The sequence below is a fragment of the Microvirga sp. BF8 genome, from assembly GCF_059888585.1.
The window spans coordinates 331,031-355,257 of record NZ_CM187619.1 but is presented as its reverse complement, the minus strand read 5'-3'; the positions used below and the strand labels follow the sequence as shown (position 1 = coordinate 355,257).

At 56.3% G+C, this 24,227-nt stretch carries 29 protein-coding genes; 7 read left to right on the top strand and 22 right to left on the bottom strand.

What is annotated here, in order from left to right:
* Positions 1–29: 29 nt before the first annotated feature.
* The 16 genes from AC522E_RS01640 to AC522E_RS01565 all read right to left on the bottom strand — a co-directional run bounded on the left by AC522E_RS01640 (position 30) and on the right by AC522E_RS01565 (position 13,175).
* Positions 30–479 (bottom strand): hypothetical protein, encoded by a 450-nt coding sequence (locus tag AC522E_RS01640; protein WP_500748671.1) that lies wholly within the window; start codon positions 477–479, stop codon positions 30–32.
* A 6-nt stretch (positions 480–485) separates the two neighbouring features.
* The gene (locus AC522E_RS01635) at positions 486–890 is read right to left on the bottom strand and encodes a flagellar protein FlgN (RefSeq protein ID WP_500748670.1); all 405 of its coding nucleotides are present in this window, start codon (positions 888–890) and stop codon (positions 486–488) included.
* 1 nt (position 891) lies between these two features.
* Positions 892–1,398, bottom strand: a complete 507-nt coding sequence (locus AC522E_RS01630; protein ID WP_500748669.1) for a rod-binding protein — start codon at positions 1,396–1,398, stop codon at positions 892–894.
* Positions 1,399–1,444: 46 nt separating this feature from the next.
* On the bottom strand, positions 1,445–1,843 hold the full coding sequence (locus tag AC522E_RS01625; protein ID WP_500748668.1) for a hypothetical protein: 399 nt from the start codon (positions 1,841–1,843) through the stop codon (positions 1,445–1,447).
* A 6-nt stretch (positions 1,844–1,849) separates the two neighbouring features.
* Positions 1,850–2,605: a flagellar biosynthesis protein FliR gene (gene fliR / locus AC522E_RS01620; RefSeq protein ID WP_500748667.1), complete on the bottom strand. Its 756-nt coding sequence runs from the start codon at positions 2,603–2,605 to the stop codon at positions 1,850–1,852.
* The gene (flhA, locus tag AC522E_RS01615) at positions 2,602–4,683 is read right to left on the bottom strand and encodes a flagellar biosynthesis protein FlhA (protein ID WP_500748666.1); all 2,082 of its coding nucleotides are present in this window, start codon (positions 4,681–4,683) and stop codon (positions 2,602–2,604) included. Before flhA ends, fliR begins: the two co-directional genes overlap by 4 nt.
* A 108-nt stretch (positions 4,684–4,791) precedes the next feature.
* A complete protein-coding gene (fliQ, locus tag AC522E_RS01610) occupies positions 4,792–5,058 on the bottom strand; it encodes a flagellar biosynthesis protein FliQ (protein ID WP_500748665.1) in 267 nt (88 codons plus the stop codon).
* 1 nt (position 5,059) lies between these two features.
* Entirely contained in the window at positions 5,060–5,467 is a 408-nt protein-coding gene (gene flgD / locus AC522E_RS01605; protein ID WP_500748664.1) for a flagellar hook assembly protein FlgD, read from the bottom strand.
* Between the two features lie 15 nt (positions 5,468–5,482).
* Positions 5,483–5,905 carry a flagellar biosynthesis repressor FlbT gene (gene flbT, locus AC522E_RS01600; protein ID WP_500748663.1) on the bottom strand — a complete coding sequence of 141 codons (423 nt, stop codon included), beginning with the start codon at positions 5,903–5,905 and terminating at the stop codon, positions 5,483–5,485.
* Entirely contained in the window at positions 5,902–6,249 is a 348-nt protein-coding gene (gene flaF / locus AC522E_RS01595) for a flagellar biosynthesis regulator FlaF (RefSeq protein WP_500748662.1), read from the bottom strand. Before flaF ends, flbT begins: the two co-directional genes overlap by 4 nt.
* Positions 6,250–6,266: 17 nt before the next feature.
* Positions 6,267–7,310, bottom strand: coding sequence for a flagellar hook-associated family protein (locus tag AC522E_RS01590; protein WP_500748661.1), 1,044 nt, complete (start codon positions 7,308–7,310; stop codon positions 6,267–6,269).
* 4 nt (positions 7,311–7,314) lie between these two features.
* Positions 7,315–8,796, bottom strand: a complete 1,482-nt coding sequence (gene flgK, locus AC522E_RS01585; protein ID WP_500748660.1) for a flagellar hook-associated protein FlgK — start codon at positions 8,794–8,796, stop codon at positions 7,315–7,317.
* A 40-nt stretch (positions 8,797–8,836) separates the two neighbouring features.
* Entirely contained in the window at positions 8,837–10,108 is a 1,272-nt protein-coding gene (locus tag AC522E_RS01580) for a flagellar hook protein FlgE (RefSeq protein ID WP_500748659.1), read from the bottom strand.
* Between the two features lie 117 nt (positions 10,109–10,225).
* Positions 10,226–11,548 (bottom strand): flagellar protein export ATPase FliI, encoded by a 1,323-nt coding sequence (gene fliI / locus AC522E_RS01575; RefSeq protein ID WP_500748658.1) that lies wholly within the window; start codon positions 11,546–11,548, stop codon positions 10,226–10,228.
* Between the two features lie 116 nt (positions 11,549–11,664).
* The gene (gene flgF, locus AC522E_RS01570) at positions 11,665–12,390 is read right to left on the bottom strand and encodes a flagellar basal-body rod protein FlgF (protein ID WP_500748657.1); all 726 of its coding nucleotides are present in this window, start codon (positions 12,388–12,390) and stop codon (positions 11,665–11,667) included.
* A gap of 2 nt (positions 12,391–12,392) precedes the next feature.
* A complete protein-coding gene (locus AC522E_RS01565; RefSeq protein ID WP_500748656.1) occupies positions 12,393–13,175 on the bottom strand; it encodes a DUF1217 domain-containing protein in 783 nt (260 codons plus the stop codon).
* Positions 13,176–13,303: 128 nt separating this feature from the next.
* On the opposite strand from AC522E_RS01565, the gene motA reads away from it, so the two are divergent.
* The 7 genes from motA to AC522E_RS01530 all read left to right on the top strand — a co-directional run bounded on the left by motA (position 13,304) and on the right by AC522E_RS01530 (position 18,523).
* Entirely contained in the window at positions 13,304–14,191 is an 888-nt protein-coding gene (gene motA / locus AC522E_RS01560; protein WP_500748655.1) for a flagellar motor stator protein MotA, read from the top strand.
* A 2-nt stretch (positions 14,192–14,193) separates the two neighbouring features.
* Entirely contained in the window at positions 14,194–15,123 is a 930-nt protein-coding gene (locus tag AC522E_RS01555; protein WP_500748654.1) for a flagellar motor switch protein FliM, read from the top strand.
* Positions 15,104–15,418, top strand: coding sequence for a hypothetical protein (locus AC522E_RS01550; protein ID WP_500748653.1), 315 nt, complete (start codon positions 15,104–15,106; stop codon positions 15,416–15,418). Before AC522E_RS01555 ends, AC522E_RS01550 begins: the two co-directional genes overlap by 20 nt.
* Positions 15,419–15,656: 238 nt before the next feature.
* Positions 15,657–15,932, top strand: coding sequence for a flagellar motor switch protein FliN (fliN, locus tag AC522E_RS01545; protein WP_500750556.1), 276 nt, complete (start codon positions 15,657–15,659; stop codon positions 15,930–15,932).
* A gap of 15 nt (positions 15,933–15,947) precedes the next feature.
* Positions 15,948–16,982: a flagellar motor switch protein FliG gene (locus AC522E_RS01540; protein ID WP_500748652.1), complete on the top strand. Its 1,035-nt coding sequence runs from the start codon at positions 15,948–15,950 to the stop codon at positions 16,980–16,982.
* A 12-nt stretch (positions 16,983–16,994) separates the two neighbouring features.
* On the top strand, positions 16,995–18,059 hold the full coding sequence (gene flhB / locus AC522E_RS01535) for a flagellar biosynthesis protein FlhB (RefSeq protein WP_500748651.1): 1,065 nt from the start codon (positions 16,995–16,997) through the stop codon (positions 18,057–18,059).
* A complete protein-coding gene (locus AC522E_RS01530) occupies positions 18,056–18,523 on the top strand; it encodes a BspJ family T4SS effector nucleomodulin (protein WP_500748650.1) in 468 nt (155 codons plus the stop codon). Before flhB ends, AC522E_RS01530 begins: the two co-directional genes overlap by 4 nt.
* 140 nt (positions 18,524–18,663) lie before the next feature.
* Here AC522E_RS01530 and AC522E_RS01525 read toward each other — a convergent pair whose 3' ends face one another.
* The 6 genes from AC522E_RS01525 to AC522E_RS01500 all read right to left on the bottom strand — a co-directional run bounded on the left by AC522E_RS01525 (position 18,664) and on the right by AC522E_RS01500 (position 24,220).
* A complete protein-coding gene (locus AC522E_RS01525) occupies positions 18,664–19,383 on the bottom strand; it encodes a protein phosphatase CheZ (protein ID WP_500748649.1) in 720 nt (239 codons plus the stop codon).
* A gap of 1 nt (position 19,384) precedes the next feature.
* A complete protein-coding gene (locus AC522E_RS01520; protein ID WP_500748647.1) occupies positions 19,385–19,771 on the bottom strand; it encodes a response regulator in 387 nt (128 codons plus the stop codon).
* A gap of 178 nt (positions 19,772–19,949) precedes the next feature.
* The gene (locus tag AC522E_RS01515; RefSeq protein ID WP_500748648.1) at positions 19,950–20,642 is read right to left on the bottom strand and encodes a protein phosphatase CheZ; all 693 of its coding nucleotides are present in this window, start codon (positions 20,640–20,642) and stop codon (positions 19,950–19,952) included.
* Between the two features lie 16 nt (positions 20,643–20,658).
* Positions 20,659–21,045, bottom strand: a complete 387-nt coding sequence (locus tag AC522E_RS01510; RefSeq protein WP_500748647.1) for a response regulator — start codon at positions 21,043–21,045, stop codon at positions 20,659–20,661.
* 38 nt (positions 21,046–21,083) lie between these two features.
* The gene (locus AC522E_RS01505) at positions 21,084–21,575 is read right to left on the bottom strand and encodes a chemotaxis protein CheW (RefSeq protein ID WP_500748646.1); all 492 of its coding nucleotides are present in this window, start codon (positions 21,573–21,575) and stop codon (positions 21,084–21,086) included.
* The gene (locus AC522E_RS01500) at positions 21,572–24,220 is read right to left on the bottom strand and encodes a hybrid sensor histidine kinase/response regulator (RefSeq protein ID WP_500748645.1); all 2,649 of its coding nucleotides are present in this window, start codon (positions 24,218–24,220) and stop codon (positions 21,572–21,574) included. Before AC522E_RS01500 ends, AC522E_RS01505 begins: the two co-directional genes overlap by 4 nt.
* Positions 24,221–24,227 lie beyond the last annotated feature (7 nt).

Here is a 24,227-nt window from a genome sequence, read left to right as displayed (position 1 = left end):
CACGTCAGACGGAATTTCACCCAAGTCATTCAAGAACGAATGTCGCTCTTACTGACGAAATTGAAGTTCTCGATAAGGACGTCCCTGATAATCTCCGCACCGATCCGCTCGTTGACCTTTCGCTTGATGTTCGATAGCAGGGACGGAACATCGTATTTAGAAAGCCTTCTAAAGTCCAATTTTTCGTCTGAATAGACTTGGCGGAAAGTTTCATCGATCACGAAAGTTTCAACTGGTACAGTTAGGTTGCGAAGGGTTTTCGCATCCGCGGTGAAGACCAAGTTCGCAATTACATAGCCCTGAACTGCGCCCTCCGCGATCACAGGTACATTGATGGCTCGCACCTTACGATATTCAAGGCCCTCTAGGTATTCATCCTGTTTTGTGATCTTCAATCCCGTGCCCCAATAGACAGCGGCGTAGCAGGATACAAGAGTGATCGCGCAGATCCAGAAGCCCGTGATCAGAATACGTGCCATGGCACGTTACTCTGAGGACATATGATAGCTGCCTGCCGAGTAGGTCCCGTCGGACTCGGCATTCTGGATCGCGCCCGAGATGATATCGGCGACTTCCTGAACAGCACGAAGGTTCATTTCAAGGACAGCATGGTTCTGATCGAGCTTGGATTTCAGACTTTGAATGCGTTCCAGCAACTCTGGCTGCGGGATATCCTTCGGAAGGGACCGGATCATACGGGTAAGTTCAAGGAGACTTTGGTTCTTGCGGCGGTTGAATTCCTGGTGATCCAACGGAACATTTGCAAGAAGGGCCGCAGTTTCCGCCTCAATAGTCTCCTCAAGACGTTCAATGGACTTGGCGAGCACAATCAAAGGTCCGTTTCTCAAGTGTAAGTCTCCTAAATCGGAAAAAGCAGCTTCGGGCCTCATGCTATGCCTTGTTCTGGCTGGACGGAATCACGTCTAGAGAATCCGGTGGCGAAAGAGGCTCTCCACTCTTCTCCTGAGAGCGGCCGGCGAGAATCTTTGACGCAATTCCGATCCCACCAGCCTTCGCAATCTGGGCGCCGATTTGCTCAGCCATCATGGATCTCCAGACGCTACCAGCGGTCCCCTTGCCAAATGTGGACTCGGAGTCCTTCGGCAGCATCGACTCGATGAAACTTTGAAGAACGAATGCCTCGAACTGCCGATAGGCAGAGTCTGCTTTGCCTGATCCAGATAGAGTTGTCTGGTTCCGAGACGTCAGTTGTACGGTATATGGATCCTTTGCCATGGGACTACCAGCATTCTGCAATGTCCCAAGAACGTCCGCGAAATCCGTTGCATCGGCGCCAGTGGAAAGCTCCATGAGCTTCCGACTGGCTGCCTGTAGCTTCGTGGGATCGGCAGCGCGCGCTACGTCCTGTACGATATCGGAGGGAGGGCTGATCCCCATGAACGCCTCTCACAAATCTTCTCACGCTCCGTATAGGCGTGCTAGCTTACGGGAGGCTTGCGTCGACCTTCGCGGCCAAACTATCGAGAAGGCCTAAATAGTCCTTTTTCTCGACGTGGCGGTGATGTTCCACAGTCAGCTTGTCAACAATCCGTTCCGTTCTTTTGACTTTCAGAGCTCGGTCGAGGGCGACCTTTGTCTGCTGTTCCTGTGCTTGCTTAACCTGCATCTCTTCCGCGGCAAGGGCCTGAAGCCGTTTGGCCCTCGCTTCTACAAATAGACCGTGAAGCGTCTCGTCGTCGTTCAAGATCATAATGAGAGCTGATTGCTCCTCCTGCAAGGCAACCGCCTTCTGCTGAAGTTCTGCGAGCTTCCACTTGTCGATGTCGTGAAGTTGCTCCTGCAATTTCAGAAGACGTCTCGTCTTTTGAAGGCGCCTTTCCATGAATGGCTATCCTCGTGTAAGCCAGGATACGAATTCTGCCATGAACAAGAGCATGAATTCCTTGAAGAGAAAATAAAACATCAACATTCCTCCTAGCAGAACAAATGGTGTCGCCAGGAAGTAGACGGGAATTGTGGGTGTGAGCTTGTTGGTGATACCGACTGCAAGATTGACGATCACAGAGTAGACGATGAAAGGGCTGCTAATTCGAAGCGCCAGCAAGAATGCTGCAGAAACTTGGTCTGTGATCTGGATAAGAGCGAGTTGCGCCCCGAACGATTCTCCTGGCGGCAATCGGGAATAGGAGGCGATTAACCCTCGAAAGAGCTCCCAATGGAGGTCTGACATAAACACGAGAGCCGTGGCCACCATCATGATCAAGGATCCGATCGCGGGAGCCGACTCGCTATCATCGATCGCCGTACCAGGAATGCTACCGAAACCAATTCCCATTGCGATCGCCGTAGTCAAGGTCTGCAGTGCCATAAAGAAGATGCGGCCGAGAAGACCGATCAAAAGTCCCGTCAGGCTCTCCGAGAAAATCCACCACAGCGTGGTGACCGGCGGCAACCCCCTGAGATTTTCTTGAAATCGTTCAAGCAAGAGGGGGGAAACCGCAAGACTCACGGCGAGGGCGATAAAAAGACGAACCTGCGGAGGAACACGTGCACTCGAAAAGCCCGGAACGGCGAGGAGACATCCGCCGACCCGGCAGAAAATCAGAAAGACGGCCAGAAAGGTCTCCGGCGTGACCCCAGTCACGAAATCGTTCCAAGCGACTTGATTTCGACTCCCCGAGCAATTTCCAGATGCGACAATACAGGGAGGGTTGAGAACAGGCGTTCGATGATCATGCGAACATAAGGTCTGGCATCGGGAGCTGTGACAAGAGCGAAGGTATGTGCCTCCTTCATCCGCTTCTTGATGGCCTCGGATGCTTCGGTTCCGAACTGTTCAACGAGGCGTGGGTCAATGTCGAATTCAATGACGTCCCCCTTTGCATCTCTTTTCAAGCTCTGATGAAACGCCAGATCCCATCGATTTCCAAGGCGCAGCACATTCAAAGCGCCGCCATCCGCCAGGTCACCGCAGATCTGTTGCGAAATCCGCATCCTGACATGCTCGACGACTTGCTCCGAACGGCGGGCATGAGGTGCAATTTCGGCAATTGCTTCAAGTATGAGGTGAAGGTTCCGGATCGACACCCGCTCCGCCAGAAGCAACTTGAGGACAGCCTGAAGACCGGAATAGGAAATCTGTGACGGACAAATGTCATCGATCAGACGCTTGTATTCAGGATCGAGCCGGTCGAGAAGAGCGCGCATGTCCTTGTACGACAGAAGCTGCGGAAGATTATTTCGAATAACCTCACTCAGGTGGGTCAGCAGCACGGAGTTGCTGTCCACGGGACTGAATCCTTCGCGTTTGACCTCGCTAGCATAGGAGTCCGAGATCCACATGGCCTTCATTCCGAATGCGGGCTCTCGTATTTCATCTCCAGGCACGTCCGGCATAGGGCCGTCGCCTATAACGACAAGAAGCTCGCCAGGGCGCGTTTCCTGCGTGGCAACTACTGTTCCGTGAATCTTCACTTGGTAGCTCTTCGGTGGAATCGATAGGCTGTCCGAGAGCTTGATATCCGGAACGACGAAGCCATATTGCTGTGCGAATTTGCGACGCATTTTGCTGACGCGGTGAGCGAGTTCGCTGTGCGAGCTCAAGAGCTGGACAGCGAGATGCTTGCCGAGGCACAGCTCGATTTCCGCTGTCTTCAGAGACTCCTTGACGGAATCCTTTGTTTCGGTCCGGGTCTGTTCCTCCGCGGCCACGACCTTGGCCTTCTCCGCCGCACGCTGCTCAGCCAAACGCTTGGGAATCGTATAGGCAATGAACGCCATGAGCGCACCCAATGCCATAAAGGGGATCAGCGGAAGACCAGGGACGAGGGCGAACACGAACATGAGTGCCGCCGCAACGAATAACGCCCTGGGATAAGCTCCAAGCTGCCCCATGACCGCTTGCTCAGCTGTACCGCGCGTTCCGCCTTTAGAGACGAGCAGGCCGGCGGCCAGCGATACAACCAATGCAGGGATTTGTGCAACAAGACCGTCACCGACCGAGAGCTTCGTGAAGACATCGGCGGCATGGGATAGGTCCATGCCATGGCGAGTGACGCCAATAATAATGCCGCCGAAGATATTCACGGCAATTGTGATGAGACTCGCAACCGCTTCACCGCGAACGAACTTTGATGCTCCGTCCATGGAGCCGAAGAACGCGCTCTCCTCTTCTAGTTCTCGACGGCGATGCTGTGCCTCCTTGTCATCGATCAATCCCGCGGACAGATCTGCGTCGATGGCCATTTGCTTTCCGGGAATGGCATCGAGCGTGAAGCGTGCCCCTACCTCGGCGATACGAGTTGCGCCCTTCGTAATGACCAGGAAATTGACCGTGATAAGAATGATAAAGACGACGATACCAATGACAAAGTCGCCGCTCATCACGAACTGGGAGAATCCATAGATGACATGGCCGGCAGCCGATACGCCCTCATGCCCTTTCGCGAGAATCAGGCGTGTCGTTGCGATACCCAACGACAGCCGCAACAAAGTTACAATCAGGAGAACTGTCGGAAAGGCGGAAAACTCGAGAGGCTTCTGAATCCAGAGCGCGACCATCAGAATCAGAACTGAAAGCGCAATCGAGAGAGCCAGGCCCATATCGATAATAACGGCCGGGATCGGAAGAAATAGAATCGCCAGGATAGCAACGATGCCACCCGCGAACACTATATCTCTGCTTTTAGCGCGCTCTAGGACTGCAACGTCGCTGCCTGCCATTCGGCTCGAATCCATCTTCGGTTTCCCAGACGATAGAACTCGGGCACGAAGCTTGCGCGAGCGTGCCTTCTAAGGCTCACCAGCGCCCCAATGTCACGGAAGTGCGTTTCAGAAACCAGTCTCTATTCGCGCATAGACCTGTTCGGTAAAGGCAAAGATTTGAGAGCCGATGAAGGACCCGGTAAGCAATGTCACCAAGAGAATGGCGATAATCTTGGGAATAAAGGTGAGCGTCACTTCCTGGATCTGGGTCAGCGCCTGAACAAGGGCGATCGCGATGCCCACGACCATTGCCGCCGCAACAGCTGGGCCAGCGCCGATGATAATCGTCCAGATTGCTGAGCGAACGAGCTCGAGTGCATCAACCTCGTTCATTTCAGCTGATCACAATGCCTGGACCGATAAGTAGTTCTTTTCCGTCCGAAAGCTTGGCAACGGCTCCGTCATTCGTAATGCGAACAGAGGAAACCTCTCCAGAAATTGTACCATCAGCAGAGGTCACCGTACGACCGATCACGCTGTCTGCCTGGGACAGGGTCGAAGAGGACAACAGAGCATCGAGCTTGTTATTGCCGATCATGCTCTGCTCCACCTGCGAAAAAGTCGCCAACTGCGCCATATAGTCAGTCGACTTCATCGGCGCAGTTGGGTCCTGATTGCGCATCTGCTCAAGCAGGAGCTTGAGAAAGGTATTGTAATTCAGACTTGCGGCCGATGCATTGGACGAGGCGGTTCGCTGTGCCGTATTGCTCGCGTTCGCCATCATTACGCTGCTGACATCCATCTCTGATCTCCTTAGCTAGGCGGCTTGATGCGGAGGTGAGGAAACGTCGAGGGGAAGAAGAGAGCTCTCGATTGGGAACAGGCTTCGAATTACTTTCAGAGCATCGAACGGCCTTCCAGCATCCACCAGTTCCGCAACACTCTTGAGACCAAGCACTATGTCCTTGTTCGCAAAAGTGTCGAGGGTCGCGGCATAAAGATCCTTGAAGACAGCCAAGGCTTTGTCGGCACTGCTGGGATCGATCAGAATAGCCTGCACGACGAAGTAGAGCTGACGAAGAGGGGTAGTTGCATCGTCGACTTGGAGGACATGGTTCTCGAGAAGAAATGTCGCATCGTTCAGGAGTTCAATGGACACTTTCCTATCAACACGCAGAACGGCGCCGTTGATGAAGATTCTCTCGCCCGCTTTGAGAGACAGGTGCATCGATCTGCTCATTTGAGTCCGTCTCGAATCATGCTGTTGATCTCGATCAGGGCCTTGAGGTTCTTCGTTTCTTCCCGACGCACGACGTCGGCCTCCTTCATGATCCAAAGCCCGATCGACACGAGCTGGGCACGGAGTGCTTCCGGGAGGCCGTTCTCAGGACTCATGAGATCCTCGATAAGGACAGTCCATAGGCGCTGAACGAAGGAGATGGCGTCGGACCGTTCAGGCGAACTCGCGCCTGCACTGTTCGCCGCTCGCAGAAGATGAATGGCATGATCGAATGCCATTCTCTCTCTTTCACGGCAGCCGTCCGAAGCGTCTTCCAGAATCTCGGCATATGAGAAGCGATACATCAGTCACCTTAAGGGTATTAGAGATAATTCAGGAGGCTCAGCTGCCGAAGCTGGGCGGTAAGCGAATAGGACATCTGGATCTGCGTCGTCAGAGCATCCACCCTTGTCTTCGCCTCTGCGGGATCGACCTCCTCAAGACGCCCGATGCCCTGGTCGATGACCTTCCGTTGGACGTCCATCCGGTCATTGGCCCCTTTGACCTTGGTCTCGGCATCTCCGATCCTGGCTTGGATCTCGACTAGGTCGTTGGTTGCTCCTCCGAGGATCTGCATCACCTTGTCGACAATGACTTGTTGGGTCTCAGTTCGCAGCCCCGCTATGCCCAGGTCCGAGGCTATGGTATAGGCCTTCGCAAGCTTGCGCATGGCTACTTCATTGGCATTCGTGGACGTTTCAATCTTCTCGGTCGTCGAGATCTTACTCTCAATGTTCTGGTCAGATGCTGCAGACCAGTCACTCCACCCAGGACCGTCGAAAATATCATTAAAGGCGGCACTGTTAAGAAAGTTAGTCATGTCGATCGCGGCAATAGCGAAGGCGCCGGGGTCATTCTGCGTCACCCCGAATGCTGCGAAGAACGCCCCATCGACCGCTGTCTTCGCCGGCGAGCCCGAGGCATACTCGGCTATCGGCTTTTGCTTCGTGTTTGTTCCGGCGAACAGATACTGTCCCCCACTCGACTTGTTCAATTCCGATGTCAGCGCCTTGAGATTGAGCACTGCGCTGTCACGGACCGTCTCGGCACCGCGCTCGAGCGGTGGAAGCGAGAGGAGCGAATTGAGGTATGTCTCTGCCGTGCTGCGAATGTTGTCCAGTGAGTTTTTTGTAACATTCAAGCGCAGTGAAACGGTCCCATTGCCGTCGATGAGCGCATCAAGTTCTGATCGCTCCTGTCGAAGCGAAATTCCCTGACCCGTCCGGTACCCCAGCTCCAGTCCAACATCTGCATAGCGGCCTGTCGCAATTTCCTGGTTCGCCTTGGCGAGCCCCGCCTGCATCTTGGCCAAAGCATTTCGAGGTGAATTCCAGAGACTGACCGTCGATATGAACGTTGTCTTCATTGCCTTACCGCACCGCGTTGAGAAGTGTCTGAAGCATCTCGTTAATTACCGAAATGAGTTTCGCTGATGCCGAGTATGACTTCTCCAGTTGCAGCATCAGTGCGGTCTCGTCATCCATGTTTACGCCCGTGGCGTTAGAGAGGGCCTCAGACGCATGACTTAAAAGTGTTATCTGGTAGTCGACATTTGTCGATGCGACCTTACGATTTCCCTCGAGCCAACTTGCAGAGGATGAGGCGAAATTCTTGAGGCTTGCTGTCTCTCCGAGACCGAGGACAGGATTGAAAGAACGCTCGGCATTAAGATTCTCACCAAGCTTGTATAGGCGATCCGAGTACGCCGCATTCGATCCGACCGGGACACCCGGATTCTCGACATAGTCAAGCCCATTCGCGCCGCCATCACGCAGGAAGTCGAGAGTGCCGCCCTTGGATGGATCAATCGCAGGATTGACCGTGATAAGTCCGGCGAGGCCCGTTACAGCCTGGCTCGCAGGAATGTCCCATCCTACCGGCATGTCCGCCGTTCCCGACTGTGCAAAGAGCCCAGCTTTGAATAACGTGGGATCGACTTTGCTCTGTTCTGCGAATGAAGCAATGAGTGCTTCGGCAACCTCATCCAGTTGCTTCTGGTAGACCACGGAGTCCTGGTCACGGATCTGCACTAGACCAACAATGCGCCCGGCGTTAAGGGGCATCGGCCCAGCGCCGGTAACTGGAACCCCGTCGATGACAACGGCAGAGCCGACCGTTCCTGCACTATAGGTATATGTCGGGTTGAACTCGACTGCGCGTGGAACCTTTTCGAACAGGGTAACGCCACTGTCGGTGTAGATCGCCATGTCATTGTTCTCACGCGACACGACACTGATTCCCATCTCCTCGGAGAGTTGGGCCAGGATGTGATCTCGCGTATCGAGTTCATCGCTCACATCAATCCCTGACGCCGTGCCTTTGACGATTGCGTCGTTAACGGATTTGAATTGCGATAGGAGATCGGTCACATGGGATACTGACTGAGCAATGCCGGCGTCGGCCTCTTGGCGAGTGCGCTGGATTGTTGCAGTCGCGTCGTTGAGCATCGTCGTGAGTTCATTCGCACGCGTCACGACGGCCCGTGCCAGGATCGGGTCGTCAGGCTTCTTGGCGTACTGCTCAAGGGCTGCGTTAAGGGCTCCAATCCGAGCTGCGCTCGATTGGTTGAGGCTCGAGTCGCCGACTGTCTGCTTCAACTTGTCAATGCCGTCCAACACAGCCTGTTGCCTAGCCGTATCGGAGGTCGTATCCAGCATTTTGTAGAAAAGCGCCGTATCTGTCGCGCGCGCCACCACGACGCGAGAGGAGCCGCCGCCCGTGACAAGGGTTGCGATTTTCCTGGAGTACGACGGATCTGAAGCCCCGGCCGTATTCCGCGACACCACCGCCATTTGCGACGACGAAGCGAGAATCGATGAACGCGCGGTATTAAGCGCGAGTGACAGACCCATCTGAGGAACTCCCTAGACTTCTGGCGCTGAAATGCCGGACTTACCGCTTCAGATTCATAAGAACATCGAGGAGCTCGGATCCCGTCTGGAACACCTTCGAGTTTGCTGTGTATCCCGTTTGTGCCTCAATCATCGCAGTCAGCTCTGTTCCGATGTCCACATTGGATTGCTCCAGTGCTCCAACCGAGATGGATCCTCGTCCACCCTGTTGTGCGAAGCCCACTTGGATCCCGCCGGAGTCGATGCTCGCCTCGTAAACATTGCCGGCGCGCGGTGTCAGATTGTCGGGGCTGGGAACGTCGGCAAGGGGTATCTTGTAGGCGGCGATCCTTGTCCCGTCTTCATAGACTGCGAAGACAGTCCCATCAGATCCGAACTCGGCACCCTTGACTGCCGTCGGCGCATTGCCGTCTGCGGTTCCCTTCACATCATACTCGCCGGCAAGCTGCGTCATCCCTGTCATATCGAGGACGAATCCTGTCTGACCATTCGGGATGTCGAATGTCAGCGAGCTTGTTCCCGTCAGCTGTCCCATAGCGTCGAACGTCAGCGTCGCCGTTCCACCTGCAATCGGCGTCCCGGGCAACGTCGGCGTGGTGGCGGAGTCGAAAACCGAGACCTCCCATTGTCCGCTCGTCGGAGGAACGGCCAAAGGATCAGGGTCTGCAACCTTCGTCATATAGATGTCGAGCTTAACCTTGTTGCCGACGTTGTCATAAGTCACAAGCGACGACTTCTTCGTGTAGGTTGTTCCAGTTGCGGATCCGGGTCGATCGGCCGCCGGCACGACGGTTGCGCCAAAGGGAAGGTTCCCTGTGAATGTCCCGGACCGCGAGGGACGCGCCTGCATGGCCATGGAAGAAATGTTGACTGGCTCTAGGCCGTCGAGGCTGTTGAGAGCAATAGCTGGATCGCCATTTGCCAAATTATAGCCCATGAGCTTGAAACCGGCCGCGTTGTAAAGATTGCCGGTCGGGCCATCGACGACGAAGTTGCCGGCCCGGGTAAGATACGGTGTCCCCGCTCCGTCCGATACGACGAAGAAGCCGTTACCTGAGATCGCGAGGTCGCTACCAGATGTCGTATAGGAGATTGGACCTTGATCGCCGATCGAGTAGCGCACCGTGGTCGTTACCGCTCCTGAATTGTAAGCCCCCTGCCCGGAGGACAGGATCAATGATGAAAACTCAGTGGATGATCGCTTGTAGCCTGTCGTGCTTGCATTCTGAATGTTCTCAGCAACGGTGCCCAGCTTATTGGACTGGGCATTCATGCCAGAAACACCGGTACGGAGAACGCCATAGAGACTCATGCTAGGCTCCAAAAGAGAAGGGTCGTGGCTGCATTAAAGGCCGGATGGCTTGTGTGGGGCTGGCTTTGCCGATGCGGCCATTTAAGAATTAATGCATCGCCCAAGACTCACATGTGCTCATGCGCGTAGTGCCTGAGCCAGTTCAGTGAATGCATCATGGCTGGGCGCTGAAGCCGGATCCTGACGAAGGGCCTCGTATATTTTTGGAACGATGACGACAGCTTGGTCAAGTTCAGTGTCATTGCCAGCCTGATACCCTCCCATCAGGCGCAAATCCCGTGTATCTTCGAACCTTGCGATCAATGTCCTGAGCCGCCGGACGAGTTCTTTCTGTTCTGAGGTCCACACATGCTCGGCAAGTCGCGAGATGGAGCCGAGGACATTGATGGCGGGGTAGCGACCCTGGTCCGCAATAGCCCGATCGAGAACGATATGTCCGTCCAGTGTTCCACGAATGCTGTCGGCAACCGGATCATTGTGATCGTCTCCATCCACCAGGACGGAAAAAACGCCAGAGATGGTCCCCTTCCCCTCCATCCCCGGGCCAGCGCGCTCGAGCAAACTCGGAAGGTCGCTGAATACGCTTGGTGTGTAACCACGGGCGACCGCCGGCTCTCCGGCAGCGAGGGCAACGTCGCGCGCCGCGTGCGCAAAGCGTGTAACGGAATCCACGATAAGTAGGACGGATTCTCCTAGATCACGAAAATACTCGGCGATGCACAGGGCCGTCCTTGGTGCCTGGCGCCGCATCATCGGACTTTCGTCCCCCGTCGATACAACGGTTACGGATCGAGCGCGGTTTGCGAGAATGGGACCTTCAAGAAACTCGCGAACCTCTCTTCCGCGTTCGCCGACGAGGGCAATCACGATTGTGTCGAAGCCTTCACAGCGTGCCAGCATGGACAGAAGTGTCGACTTGCCGACGCCGGACCCCGCAAAGATACCAATGCGCTGGCCTGCGCAAAGTGGGGTGAAAAGGTCGATCGCCCGCACGCCCGTCTTCAGTGGCCGGCTGACACGTGAGCGAGTCATGGCGGCTGGAGGCGTCGCATCGACTGGCATCATGCGATGTCCCGGAATAAGAGCGCCCATTCCATCGATAGGATCACCCAGCGCATTGATGACTCGCCCCTTCCATGAAGGGTCAGGACTCAGGCCCATCTCGCCGAGACGATAGGCAAATGCACCGATACTCGCGTCGATGCGTCCCTCAAATGGCTTAACCGTGACACCTGTATCGTCGATCCGCACAACCTCGCCGGCCCGAAGACGCCCTTTGCTGTCAAATCCAAGGCGATCTCCGAGTTTGACGAATTGAGAAATGCCGGAGACACGGTAATAGCTGGGTGTGACTTCGCGGATCTGTCCGCCGACCCGAATTTGGGGGAGCGATTGCAATCCATCGAAGACGGCCTCTTCAAGCCGCTCAAGCGCGTGCATGCCATGCGATCCTTTGCGGAAGCACATCCTCTTTCAGAAGAGGGGTCTGACCTATCCTCGAAACGACTCTCACGAGGTGAGGCATTTCGAGTTTCTGTATTTTCGTGAAGGTCTACTCAGGCGCTGGGGCCCAGCGCCCGAATCGCACTCATCAAAGACGATTCTGTCTCGGAGATGGTAGCTGCGGCGTTATCGAAAGTTCGTGAAATCATAATCATCTTTGTCATTTCCATGACGGGATTTACGTTCGCTCCTTCCGAGTAGCCTTGTTGAACTCCGATAGACGTGAAGTCCTGGACTACGGTCACTGGCATACTCGATTTTACGCCAGAGTTACCAAAGCGTGACAGTTGGCTCTTACTGTCGATCCGAAATAGTCCAAGAGCGCCAATCTGATTGTTGCCCTGCGTGATCATTCCATCACGGCCGATACGAGGCTCGCCGTCCTGCGGATTAAGAAGGATGGGAGCACCTCCTGGATCAAGGATAGGGTGACCGTCCATCGTCTGGAGGTCTCCTGCCTCGGTCATCTTCATGCGACCGTCCCTGGTATAGACGGTTCCCGACGGCGTGCTCATCGCGAGCCAAGCGTCACCCTGAATTGCAACATCGAGGGGGTTCTCGGTTTTCGTAACAGCGCCTGCACGCCGGGAGGTATAGGTCTCCCCGGACGAAGCGAAGGCCACATCCCCAAGTCCGGTCTGCGAGAGAACAGTTTCGAATTTGACTTCTTCGGCCCGGTACCCGCCTGTATTGATGTTGGCAATGTTATTCGCGACCGTGTTCAGTCTTTTCTCCAGCGCAACTTGCGCGGACAATGCGACATAGAGGGATGACTGCATTTCTAGGTGCCGCTATATTTGATACGTTGAAGGCTCATCATCACATCGATATCCATACTGGACGACGCTGATGTTCCTGTGAACAAACTTAGAACCGGCGCGGACGCCACATTGTTCTGAGCATCCCACATGGTTGTGAAGCGCTGAAGAAAGCGCTTCAGCACGTCAGGCTCACTGAGGCGATCGATATCGAGCTTTCGCTCGATCATGGCTGCTTGGGCGTCAATGCCTCCACCCGAGGCTGTCTCGGGAATATTGAGGGCCGTCTGCACGACTTGCAAAAGCGCTGGGTCGGCAAGAATATCGTAAGGACTATTTATGGCTGAGGCCTTGCGCTCGAAATATAGCGCCAACCGAACACCAGGATCGTCTTCGCCTGCCGACGCTTCTAAGGATTGTCGGATGTAATTGTCGACCGTGCCTTGCCGCGCGCGCTCGAAAGTCGTTGTTGTATTACCATAGGTGGCAAAATCGAAAGCCTTCGCGAACTCTTTATATCGCTCGTCAGAAAGACGGTTTGCAAAGCTATTCTTGTCAGCAATGCCCTCTGTCAATATCTTACGCATGAAGGCTTTCGCGTAAGTCATGTCCTCGAGTCCAAAGGCCTTCATGGCGAAGGCGTAGAGTCGCTGATTTCCAAGAAAGTCGTCGATCGACTTCACGCTCTCAATATTCTCAAGATAGTATTTCGCCTCTCGGGCAATGACAGGCTCTGACGCCGTCCGAGCCAGGGATTTCTGCAAATCTCTGGAAATCAGCTGATAGCTGGTGAATGTCGTCAGCATAGCAGGCACCTCTTTGACACCACGCTAGGTTGCCTAGCTTGTCCCAGCCTTTCCTCTGCTGTTCCAGCCTCACGCAAGCCTCTCCTCTTAAACCGGGTCTTGGTGGAAGTAATACTGAGGCTGGATCGTTGGGCGTCGCTATTGGCTTGCTAATTGCTATCGGTTCTCTGTTCGGCGGCTTCGCTGCGATGGGAGGACATCTGGCTGTCATCTGGCAGCCATGGGAATTCGTGATCATCGGCGGCATCGCCGTCGGCACCTACATCGTCGCGAATCCCATGTCAGTCGTAGCAGATACTGGGCGCGCCTCCGTCGAGGCCATCCTCGGCACGGTGCCGAAGCGGCCCAAGTACCTGGCGCTTCTCGGCCTCCTATATGCGCTGATGCGGGAGCTTCGGTCTAAGCCCCGCAACGAGGTTGAAACTCATATTGACGACCCCCAAAATTCGAGCATTTTCGAAAATTTTCCGGAGATCCAGAAGGATCCGGAGCTGACGCTCTTCATCTGCGACTACGTTCGCCTCATCATCATCGGCAATGCACGGCCTCACGAAATCGAAGCCTTGATGGATGAGGAAATCGCAACCCATCGGCGCGACAAGCTCAAGCCATACATGACCATTACCACGGTCGCCGAGGCATTGCCCGCACTTGGCATCGTCGCAGCTGTTCTGGGAATCGTGAAGGCCATGGGGGCCCTGGATCAGTCACCCCAGTTGCTCGGGGGCTTGATCGGAGCAGCTCTCGTCGGCACCTTTGCCGGTATTTTTCTTTCTTACGCCATTCTATCGCCCTTGGCTCAGAAGATTAAATCGACCAGGGAAAAACAGTGTCGCGTCTACATTATTGTCAAGCAGACACTCCTCGCTTCCTTGAACGGAGCCCTTCCTCAGATCGCTGTAGAGCATGGTCGGAAGGCAATATCTTCGGCAGATCGCCCGACCATCGACGAAGTCGAGGCGGCGACCATATCCGGAGGCTCCAAAGCAGACGTTGAGCAGAAAGAGGCGGCCTAGTCATGAACGCCTCTCATAGCGCGAGCGACATCCGCGATCGACTTCTGGACGCCGCCGGTCTCTCGCTCGACCGTTTGCCCATGCTTCATGTGATCTTCGATCGCATGGCGACACATTGCGCCGACCACCTCCGGCATCTTGCCGCCTCGCCGATGTACTACTCATTGAGCAGCATCGAGAGCGGGCGGATAGGCGACGTTCTTGAAATGTATGAGGCCAATGCGATCGCCGGTGTCTTTCACGCTCCGGAGTGGGACAGCCACGTACTCGTTGGCTTTGACCGCGATTTCGTCTTCACCATGGTGGAAGTCTTGCTCGGATCGGATGGTTCGGAACCGCCTGTCGACGAGGAGCGCGGGTTCTCTAATATTGAGCTTCGCATCGCCCAGGCTATCTTTGAGCAGGTTGGAAAAGCCCTGCAGGCGTCCTTTGCTCTGGTAACCGACACGCCGTTTAAATTTGAGCGCCTCGAAACTCGCATGGATTTTGCGGTAATCGGACGCCGCAACAACCAGTCCGTTGTCGCAAAATTTCTCCTCCAGGCGCTGAACCGCGGTGGGGAGATGTTTGTCATCATCCCGCAATCCGTTCTCAATCCCATGAGACAGACCCTGGCGCGCGTGCTATCCGGTGATTCCTCAGCCCGCGACCCTCGTTGGACGAAACAGATCGCAAGTGAAGTTAAGCGAACTGAGGTGACGCTGAAGGCCGTGCTCGAAGAGCGCTATCTCAGCCTCGGCGAGATCGCTGATCTCAAGGTGGGCCAGATCCTGGAGCTTCAGGCGACTCCTAGAAGCAGAGTTAAGCTTGAGGGCAACGACCAGCCACTTTTCTGGTGCCATGTCGGGAAGGCTGAGGGGTCCTACGTGCTGCGCGTGGACGATCTCATTGATCAGGAACAGGATTTCATAGATGATGTCCTCTCTCGTTAATGCTGCCCTCTTCCTCGCACTTGTCGCGACAAGCATTTGTGTCGTGTCGATGTATCGCAAGCTCAAGCGTCTCGACTCCTATCATGTCGAATACAAACGCATCTTCGATCAGACTGCGGAGGCTCTTAGATCAGCCAATGAAGCGGTTCAGATGCTCAACGAGGATGGGAGAGACGTGCTTCAGAATTTGGGACTGCGCATCGAGGAAGCGAAAGTCATGATCGCGAAGTTGGAGCTTGCGAGCAACGCAGCCCGCGAATCGGTGCCCCGGCCTATCCCTTCGGATGCAGGTTAGGGAACACAAGCCACTACGTGGAGAACCGGCTTCTCAAACCTCGCGACTCGCCCGACCTACGCGATCAGGTGGCGCCAGCCTCTGCATAGTTTGATGACTACTTTCTCACATTCAAGGAGCACTTCCCATGACGGAGAAGTCAAAGAGCAGCCAGGACGAGCAGGAAACCTGGCATGATGAGGCGCTTTTCGCGAAGTCGGATTCAGCGTTCAGCAGCCTGGATGCCCGTGACGAACGGATGGGAACGGGCAAGAATCTTGAGTCGATTCTCCGTATCCAGGTTTTGATCCAGGTTGTTCTAGGATCGGCTACCATGCCTGTGGCGAATCTCATGAAACTCGGCCGAGGCGCCATCGTTCCTCTCGATCACCGTGTCGGCGAACCCGTCGACGTCGTCGTGAATGGGAGAGTCATTGCGCGTGGCGAGGTCGTCGTCGTAGAGGACGACAACTCACGTTTTGGCGTCTCGCTGACAGAGATCGTCGGTCCTTCCAGTTCCGAGTTCAACAGCTAAGACGGATCGTCTGCAATGGTGGCCCGCTCCCCTGTCAAAACAAATTCTGGCGCGAGACAACTCCAAGGTGTAGACCGGGTCGCAGTACTCCTCTTGGCCATGGGGAAGCCCGCGGCAGGGCGCTTGCTGAAACACTTCAGCTCAGAGGAAATCAAGCTGATCACACGTTCAGCTGCGGAACTCGGGCCAGTATCACCTGTCCAGCTTGAGACGCTCGTTGAAGAATTCGCCACGCAGTTCTCAAATGGATCAAGCCTTTTTGGTACTGCAAGCGAGGTCGAGAAGCTCCTGAGCGGTGTGTTACCGCCCGAGCAAATCGCCGAACTCATGACGGATGTTCTGGGAAACTCGAATCGCTCGATTTGGGACCGAATTTCCAATGTCTCGGAGACTGTCCTCGCAACCTACCTGATGAAGGAGCATCCTCAGACGGCGGCTCTCATCCTGTCGAAGGTAAGGCCAACCTGCGCAGCGAAAGTAATGGGTCATCTTCCGACCCCTCTGCGCAACAGCCTCATGCGACGAATGCTGACGTTCAAGCCGATCGTTGACGAGACAATGCGGCACATCGAAAAGACGATTCATGAAGATTTCATGATCAATTTCTCGCGGAACATGGGAGCAGACACTCATGCCAAGATGGCCGACATCATCAACAAAATGGAACGGGATCACATGGAAGATGTGCTCCAGAGCCTGAGCGAAGTTCGACCGAAGTCCGCTGAAATCCTCAAAGGCCTCCTCTTCACGTTTGACGATATCGTCGGTCTGACGCCGCGTGCGCGCACGGCTCTCTTCGACCAGATTCCCAATGATCGCGTAGTCCTGGCGCTCAAGGGCACAGAGGATTCGTTCCGTAATGTTATTCTTGGATCTCTGGCCTCGCGCGTTCGCCGCATTGTCGAACACGAACTGAACAGCAAGGAACCGGCCTCCCAGCGTGACGTACTTGAAGCTCGCCGCGCAATTACGGACCTGGCACTCGAGATGGCAGGGCGTGGCGAGATCGAACTCAACCCAGAAAACGACGGCGATACCTATTTCCGTTGAGTTTGGTGATGCATGGCTGAGGGTGAGGACAAGGAAAGTAAAACCGAACCAGCAACCGACAAGAAAATTCGCGACGCTGTAGAAAAGGGAAATATTCCCGTTTCCCGGGAGGCTCCTATTTTCGCCTCAATCGTAGCAATGCTAATTATTCTCGCGTTCGTCACACGCCAGAATGCAGCAGATCTTGCCGGAAAGCTTGCAGTGTTTATTGATGATCCTAAACGATTTTCTCTGCAAACCGGGAACGACGCAACGCAACTTATTCGTGCTGTTGCTATCGAGGTCGGGCGTTTCCTGACCCCTATTATAGCAATACTAACGATAGCCGGGATTTCATCCTCGGTCCTCCAGAACCTTCCTCAGGTCGTATACGAGAGGATTCGTCCCCAATGGTCGCGAATTTCGCCTATCAGCGGTTGGAACAGGATTTTCGGAAAATCCGGCTTGATCGAATTCCTGAAGTCCGTTTTTAAATTTTTCACAATTGCTGTTGTTTGTGTTTTGCTCCTAAAATCAGAGCAGTACAAGGTCGTGAACGCCATGTTCAGTGATCCGAGCTTAGTTCCGGAAATGATCCTGACGATGGCGATACGGCTGGTCTCGGCAGTCAGTATTGCGACCATCGTCCTCGTCGCCGCAGACTTGATTTGGTCGCGCCTTCGCTGGCACCGCGATCTGCGCATGTCTCGTCAGGAGATCAAGGACGAGTTCAAGCAGATGGAAGGAGATCCTCTTGTCAAGGCGCGTCTGAGATCGTTGGCGCAGGATCGTTCCCGCAAGAGAATGCTCGCTGCCGTCCCAAGAGCCACCGTCGTGATCGCAAATCCTACCCATTATGCGATTGCCTTGCGGTATGATCGGCAGGAATCCAGCGCACCTCTGGTCGTTGCGAAAGGCCAGGACTTGATTGCCTTAAGAATCCGCGAGACGGCCGAACGCCATGGAGTTCCCGTGGTTGAGGACAAGGCTCTCGCAAGGTCCATGTACGACAATGTCGAAGTGGATCGCATGATCCCACCTGATTTCTATCGGGCCGTTGCACAAATCCTTTTCTTTATCTTCACGAGATCCAAGTGAGTGCACAAGAGAAAGAGTTTCATGCGAGCCGATCAGCCTCCGAGGCCGAGCTTCTGCCTTATGAAAAGCTTCTGGCCCACAATATCAAGGACGTCGTAGCCGAAATTTGTCTCGTCGACGCCAGTATCATCATCTCGTATATACTCAACAATCAGCACGGCAACATAAACGACTTAATCGAGTCATCGACCGAGTTATTTTTCAGAGAGGGCGCGCTGACCTATGGCCATGGCGTCGATGTCAATTTTGAGTGGGGGAAAGCGCCGGCGGTCATCCTCGATATGGAATTTGTCCATCCGTCAGCCACGGTATTCTTCAAGCTCGTCCTTCATGGACTTTACGTTGGCGTTTCCATTCAACGTATCCTGCTGAGTGTGAAATCGGGCGACCCGGACAAAGACCTGACAACCTTTGAAAGCGCCTTAGCGGATGCCAGGATCAGACCACCCTCGCTGGGTCTCTAGAGAGCGCGTCTGCTGCCAGTCCTGAGAGACTTTGCATAAGTCCAATCTGATCACGGACAATTGCCGTGTCGGGACAGACTCGCACCGAGGCTTGGTCCCGTTACATCCTGACCAGGAGGCAGGCCTCGGCTGGTCCGAATTCAACCGAACAGTGCATCGATATCGCTCTGAGAGGTACAGCCGTTTTCATTTTCCAGAGCCGGGCCGTTTAGGAATGCCTTGTCGCCGGAATGCTCCGGAAGCTCCAATGTCGCGACTTCCTTGAAACTTTCAAGGCCTCCCCAAATATCTATCATCTGCCTCACACGCTCGTCGACGAAGCGCATGGCACTGACGACCTTGCTGATCCGCTGGCCGGTAATGTCCTGGAAATTGCACGCTTCGAAGATTCCAATGACCTGGTCGGAGATTTCGCGCGCAATTTCCTTGTCGTCCCCAAGGACACGGGCAGCAAGGTTCCCAGCGAGTTCGTCAATCTTTTCCGAAGCAGCCAAGATGGCATTGGTGGCCGTCTCGGTTCCCATGACAATTGCGCCTAGTTCGTCAGTGGCGCGCGACATCTCTCGTCCACGGACGCCGGCATAGTGCAGGGTTGCAATCTCCTGCTTCGTACGCTGAATTGCCTCAGAGATTGCATCCAGTTCGACCTTGAGTCGGAGCGCCTCGTGCATGTCCCGGCGATGCTCTTCAAGGATGGAATTGGACACCTTGTGGGCTGGTTCCAGGAGCTCGCGCAGTGAAGCAATGGCCTCCATGATTTCAGTATGGCGCTGCGTCGCCGACCCGTCGTCCGGCATGTCCGGAAAACGTTGAGCTTCGATCCGATAGCTTTTCCGTGGCGTCATACCGAAGACTCGCATGTTATTCTCCGCCGAGGACGGCAGCGATCTTGGACTGCAGGGTCTGGGCGTTGAAGGGCTTGACGATGTAGTTGTTGACTCCGGCCTTCTTGGCCGCAACAACATTCTCCGTCTTGGCCTCCGCCGTCACCATGATGAAGGGTAGATCCCGCAGCTCCTCGTCGGCCCGCACCTGCTGCAACAGCTCGTAGCCGGTCATCGGCTCCATGTTCCAGTCCGAGATCACCAGGCCGTATTTCTTCTCCCGGAGCTTGGCCAGCGCCGCGGTGCCGTCGGAGGCATCGTCCACATCCTTGAAGCCGACCTGCTTGAGGAGGTTGCGGAGAATGCGAACCATCGTCTGGTAATCGTCAACAACAAGAACAGGGATGGAATAGTCGAGACTCATAAGAAGAACCTTGTTCACTATGAAGCGTTTGAGGGGTGCAGCTCCCGATCGGGCTCTCGGATCGACCGGATGGGGCGAGACCGGGAACAGCCGGATGTGTGGGGTCTACCAGAGGCCAAGCCTGCGCAACAGTCCCATTGCCGCGAGCAGGTGATCACATCGGGAGCAATGGTCGTGGTCATTTGAAAAATGCATCGATATCGGCCTGCGACGTGCTGCTCTCAGTCTCCAGCGCCGGACCATTCAGGAGGGCCCGGTCTCCCGTCCTGTCTAGATTCTCCGTCTTGGGAACGTCCCTGAAGCTTTCGAGGCCGCCCCAGATCTGGATCATGTGCTCGACACGCTCCTCGACGAAGCGCATGGCGCCGACGACCTTGCTGATGCGCTGGCCGGTAATGTCCTGGAAATTGCACGCTTCGAAGATGCCGACGATCCGTTCACGGATCTGGCCGGCCATCTCGCTCTCCTCGCCGGAGAGGCGCGACACGAGATTCCCGGAAATCTCGTCGACCGCTTCGGCAGCCTCGAGGATAGAATGGGTCGCTGCCTCCGTCCCCATGACGACGGCACCAAGTTCGTCCGTGACCCGTGCAATCTCGCGGCCCTGCGCGCCCGTATAGTGAAGCGTTGCGATCTCCTGCTTCGTGCGCTGGATGGCCTCGGAAATGGCATGGAGTTCCGACTTGAGCCGTTGCACCTCCAGCAGGTCCTGCCGGCGGTCCTCGCTCATGCCTCCGGTCATGTCCTGGGGCGGCTGCACATGCCTGCGCAGGGATGCGATCGCCTCCATGATCTCGGTGTGGCGCTGGACTTCGTGTGTATCGCCAGGCCCCCTGGAGGCCTCGATGCTATAGATCTTCGGCGTACTCATGGCTCAGGCTCGCGCGTTATTCTCCGCCGAGGACGGCAGCGATCTTGGACTGCAGGGTCTGGGCGTTGAAGGGCTTGACGATGTAGTTGTTGACTCCGGCCTTCTTGGCCGCAACAACATTCTCCGTCTTGGCCTCCGCCGTCACCATGATGAAGGGTAGATCCCGCAGCTCCTCGTCGGCCCGCACCTGCTGCAACAGCTCGTAGCCGGTCATCGGCTCCATGTTCCAGTCCGAGATCACCAGGCCGTATTTCTTCTCCCGGAGCTTGGCCAGCGCCGCGGTGCCGTCGGAGGCATCGTCCACATCCTTGAAGCCGACCTGCTTGAGGAGGTTGCGGAGAATGCGAACCATCGTCTGGTAATCGTCAACAACAAGAACAGGGATGGAATAGTCGAGACTCACGGGGGAAAGTCCTTATTCGGAACCGATGTCAGATCGCTTTATGCTGCAAGATGGGTGTCAAACCGCAGGACGGAATCGACATCCAGAATAATCAGCAACCTGTCCTGAAGCTGGTGAACGCCCTGGGATAGAGAGGCCCAGCGCGGGTCCATATGCACGGGATTGGGTTGCAGCGCCTCCGGATCGAGCTTGAGAACCTCTCCCACCTCGTCGACCAGAAGGCCAAAGGCCTCGCCGTGGTATTCAAGGCCCACCGCCATGCGCCGGTCGCCGACTTCGCGGTCGCCCAGATGGAGCCGACGGCGCAACGATATAGCCGTCACGACCCGGCCGCGCAGGTTGAGGAGGCCCGCGATCTCCGGAGATGCCAGTGGAACGGTCGTCATCTCACTGGCCACGAAGACATCGTGCACCCGGTCGATGGCGAGCCCGAGCAACTGGCCCGCCACCGTCACCGTGATGTATTCGATCGATCCAGCGAACCCCTTCGTTACGGAAGCTCTGTTGGTATTGGCCGGGGTAATGCTCATGCTGCCTCCTCCATCGAGCCCTGCAGTTCAGAGAGGGCCGCGATCAATCCACGCCTGTCGAACTTCGCGACAAGTTCCGTTACCTGCAGTTTGTGCGCATGCGCGATCTGGCGCGGATCGTGCTTGACGGTGAGCGCGATCACCGGCAGATGCGCATAGCGGGTCGACGAGCGCACGCTGGCGATCAGCTCGAAACCAGGACGATCGGGCAAGTCGAGATCGCTGATCAGAACATCGATCGTCGCGCCCGAAGACAGAACCTGCAATGCCTCGCCGGCATTGGCTGCCATATGGACCTTGTAGCCGGACGCTTTCAGGACAGGCGACAGCATGTCCCTGAAGAAGGCAGAACCATCGACCAGAAGGACAGATTTGCTCGGAGTGTCACCCGAAGGCTGTCCGGATCGCATCCACGCCTCGGCGACAAGCGGCAGATAGTGAGCGATATTGACGACCTCTGTGGCACGCCCGCGGATCACCGCCGAGCCGACGAGGTCGGACCGGTCCGCCACGAGCTCGATGTCCAGCCTGTCCTCGACAATGTCGACGATTTCGTCGACGGCCAGCCCCATGGCAAAGTCGCCGTCCGAGAACACCACCAGCGCCTGCATGCCCTCGCGTTTGATCTCGAGCTCGCCGTCGGAAGCCACGAGCGGCATCAGCCGGCCCCTGTACTGCACGAGCGGACGGCCCCCCAGCCACTCGATGGTGGACGCGTCGATCTCCTCCAGGCGCGTCACCAGGGACAGCGGCACGGCCTTGAGGCTCTCGCCTCCCCCGCGGAAGACCAGAAGCGTGGTGGTCTCGTCGTCCGCCACGTTCGACTGCTCGAAGGCGGCGCCACCCTGCAGCTGCCCGTCCTCGGTGCCGGAGCCGACCATCCGGGCCAGGCCATTCGGATCGACGATGAGGACGACCGCCCCATCGCCGAGAATGGTATTGCCGGAGAAAAGCTGGATATGTCGCAACTTGGTCGACATGGGCTTGACGACGATTTCCTCCGTGTGGAACACGCCGTCGACCAGGATGCCGAAGCGCTGGCGGCCCACCTGGGTGACGACGACGAAGCCCTCGCTGGCCTCCTCGTCAGCATTCAGACCGAGGACCTTCGACAGCGGCACGATCGGCAGAAGCCTGTCGCGAAGGCGAAGAACCGGTGTTCCGTTGATCCTCTCGATCGTGTGTTCGGAGCCGGGCGTGACGCGGACGAGCTCGAGGACGGCCACCTGCGGGATCGCATAGCGCTGGTCCTTCGAGGCAACGATCAACGCCGCCACGATTGCGAGGGTGAGCGGGATCTTGATCGTGAACGTCGTTCCCCGGCCGGGCTCCGAGCGGATATCCACCGTGCCGCCGATCAGCTCGATATTCGTCTTGACCACGTCCATGCCGACACCGCGGCCCGAAACCGAGGTGATGGCCGCCGCCGTTGAGAAGCCAGGATGGAAAATGAACTTGGCGACCTGCGCATCGCTCATTCGCTCGACTTCAGCTTCCGACGCGACGCCACGTTCGATGGCCTTTTTGCGTATGGCCGCGAAATTCAGGCCGCGGCCGTCGTCGGCGATCTCGATCGTGATCGTTCCGCCTTCATGATAGGCGTTGAGGCGGATCGTTCCACGCTCCGACTTGCCGGCGGCCTTGCGCTCCAGGGGCGACTCGATGCCGTGATCGGCGGAGTTGCGCACCATGTGCGTGAGCGGATCCTTGATCACCTCCAGGACCTGACGGTCGAGCTCCGTATCGGCGCCCTGCATGACGAGGTCGATCTTCTTCGAAAGCTCCGCTGAAAGATCGCGAATGACCCGCGGCAGCTTCTGCCAGGCATTGCCGATCGGCTGCATGCGCGTGCGCATGACACCTTCCTGCAATTCGGCGGTCACATGCGACAGCCGCTGCAAGGGCACCTTGTAGCTGCTGTCGTCCACCCGGCGGGAGATTTCCAGCAGCTGGTTACGCGTGAGGACGAGTTCCGAGACCATGGTCATCAGGTGCTCGAGCGTATCCACATTCACGCGAATGGTCTGGACCTTCGCGGCAACGGCTTCGCCGGCCTCTTCGGAAGCGGAAGACTCCTCGGATCGTGGCGCGGCCGGCGTCGGTTTGGGTTTCGGCGCATCCGGCCCCGGGGCTTCGCGGAAGGCGCGCTCCAGCTCATCGAGAGGCACTTCGCCGGGAAGAAGCGCCCGCTCGAGAACCTGGAAAGCCAGTGTGCCGACCGTCGATGGTTTTGTTTCCGGCGCAGGTTCGGCTGCCGCCTCGGGCGCAACGTCCGTCGCCGCCATCATCTCGAGAGTGTCGATCAGATCCTGGTCCGAGCCCTCTGGCTCGACAGCGTGCTTCTCGAGTTCCGCCAGAATGTCCTTGATGCGGTCGAGCGTCGCCAGGATCAGTGAAACCGCAGGCGTCGTGACGGGCATGCCATCGCGAAACTTGCCCATGAGGGTTTCTGCAGCGTGGGCCAGAGCTTCCAGACGAGGCAGGCCGAGAAAACCACAGGTGCCTTTGATCGTATGGACGAGGCGGAAGATGTTGCTCAGGATCGCCTTGTTGTTGGGGTCCTGCTCGAACCGGACCAACTCCACGTCGACCGTGTCAAGGTGCTCCGCCGTCTCGGTCAGAAACTCACGCAGAAGATCGTCCATTAGAGCT

Excerpts from the sequence above, each read along its gene's own strand:
- flaF (WP_500748662.1), bottom strand. The coding sequence starts at position 6,249 with ATGTATCGCTTCTCATATGCCGAGATTCTGGAAGACGCTTCGGACGGC.
- fliQ (WP_500748665.1), bottom strand. The coding sequence starts at position 5,058 with ATGAACGAGGTTGATGCACTCGAGCTCGTTCGCTCAGCAATCTGGACG.
- AC522E_RS01525 (WP_500748649.1), bottom strand. The coding sequence starts at position 19,383 with ATGCGAGTCTTCGGTATGACGCCACGGAAAAGCTATCGGATCGAAGCT.
- AC522E_RS01555 (WP_500748654.1), top strand. The coding sequence starts at position 14,194 with ATGAACGCCTCTCATAGCGCGAGCGACATCCGCGATCGACTTCTGGAC.
- flgK (WP_500748660.1), bottom strand. The coding sequence starts at position 8,796 with ATGGGTCTGTCACTCGCGCTTAATACCGCGCGTTCATCGATTCTCGCT.
- AC522E_RS01635 (WP_500748670.1), bottom strand. The coding sequence starts at position 890 with ATGAGGCCCGAAGCTGCTTTTTCCGATTTAGGAGACTTACACTTGAGA.
- AC522E_RS01580 (WP_500748659.1), bottom strand. The coding sequence starts at position 10,108 with ATGAGTCTCTATGGCGTTCTCCGTACCGGTGTTTCTGGCATGAATGCC.
- flbT (WP_500748663.1), bottom strand. The coding sequence starts at position 5,905 with ATGAGCAGATCGATGCACCTGTCTCTCAAAGCGGGCGAGAGAATCTTC.
- AC522E_RS01550 (WP_500748653.1), top strand. The coding sequence starts at position 15,104 with ATGATGTCCTCTCTCGTTAATGCTGCCCTCTTCCTCGCACTTGTCGCG.
- flgD (WP_500748664.1), bottom strand. The coding sequence starts at position 5,467 with ATGGATGTCAGCAGCGTAATGATGGCGAACGCGAGCAATACGGCACAG.
- AC522E_RS01565 (WP_500748656.1), bottom strand. The coding sequence starts at position 13,175 with ATGCTGACGACATTCACCAGCTATCAGCTGATTTCCAGAGATTTGCAG.
- flgF (WP_500748657.1), bottom strand. The coding sequence starts at position 12,390 with ATGCAGTCATCCCTCTATGTCGCATTGTCCGCGCAAGTTGCGCTGGAG.
- fliI (WP_500748658.1), bottom strand. The coding sequence starts at position 11,548 with ATGCACGCGCTTGAGCGGCTTGAAGAGGCCGTCTTCGATGGATTGCAA.
- flhB (WP_500748651.1), top strand. The coding sequence starts at position 16,995 with ATGGCTGAGGGTGAGGACAAGGAAAGTAAAACCGAACCAGCAACCGAC.
- fliN (WP_500750556.1), top strand. The coding sequence starts at position 15,657 with ATGGGAACGGGCAAGAATCTTGAGTCGATTCTCCGTATCCAGGTTTTG.
- AC522E_RS01500 (WP_500748645.1), bottom strand. The coding sequence starts at position 24,220 with ATGGACGATCTTCTGCGTGAGTTTCTGACCGAGACGGCGGAGCACCTT.
- AC522E_RS01625 (WP_500748668.1), bottom strand. The coding sequence starts at position 1,843 with ATGGAAAGGCGCCTTCAAAAGACGAGACGTCTTCTGAAATTGCAGGAG.
- AC522E_RS01540 (WP_500748652.1), top strand. The coding sequence starts at position 15,948 with ATGGTGGCCCGCTCCCCTGTCAAAACAAATTCTGGCGCGAGACAACTC.
- AC522E_RS01640 (WP_500748671.1), bottom strand. The coding sequence starts at position 479 with ATGGCACGTATTCTGATCACGGGCTTCTGGATCTGCGCGATCACTCTT.
- AC522E_RS01505 (WP_500748646.1), bottom strand. The coding sequence starts at position 21,575 with ATGAGCATTACCCCGGCCAATACCAACAGAGCTTCCGTAACGAAGGGG.
- AC522E_RS01630 (WP_500748669.1), bottom strand. The coding sequence starts at position 1,398 with ATGGGGATCAGCCCTCCCTCCGATATCGTACAGGACGTAGCGCGCGCT.
- AC522E_RS01590 (WP_500748661.1), bottom strand. The coding sequence starts at position 7,310 with ATGAAGACAACGTTCATATCGACGGTCAGTCTCTGGAATTCACCTCGA.
- flhA (WP_500748666.1), bottom strand. The coding sequence starts at position 4,683 with ATGGCAGGCAGCGACGTTGCAGTCCTAGAGCGCGCTAAAAGCAGAGAT.
- AC522E_RS01515 (WP_500748648.1), bottom strand. The coding sequence starts at position 20,642 with ATGAGTACGCCGAAGATCTATAGCATCGAGGCCTCCAGGGGGCCTGGC.
- AC522E_RS01520 (WP_500748647.1), bottom strand. The coding sequence starts at position 19,771 with ATGAGTCTCGACTATTCCATCCCTGTTCTTGTTGTTGACGATTACCAG.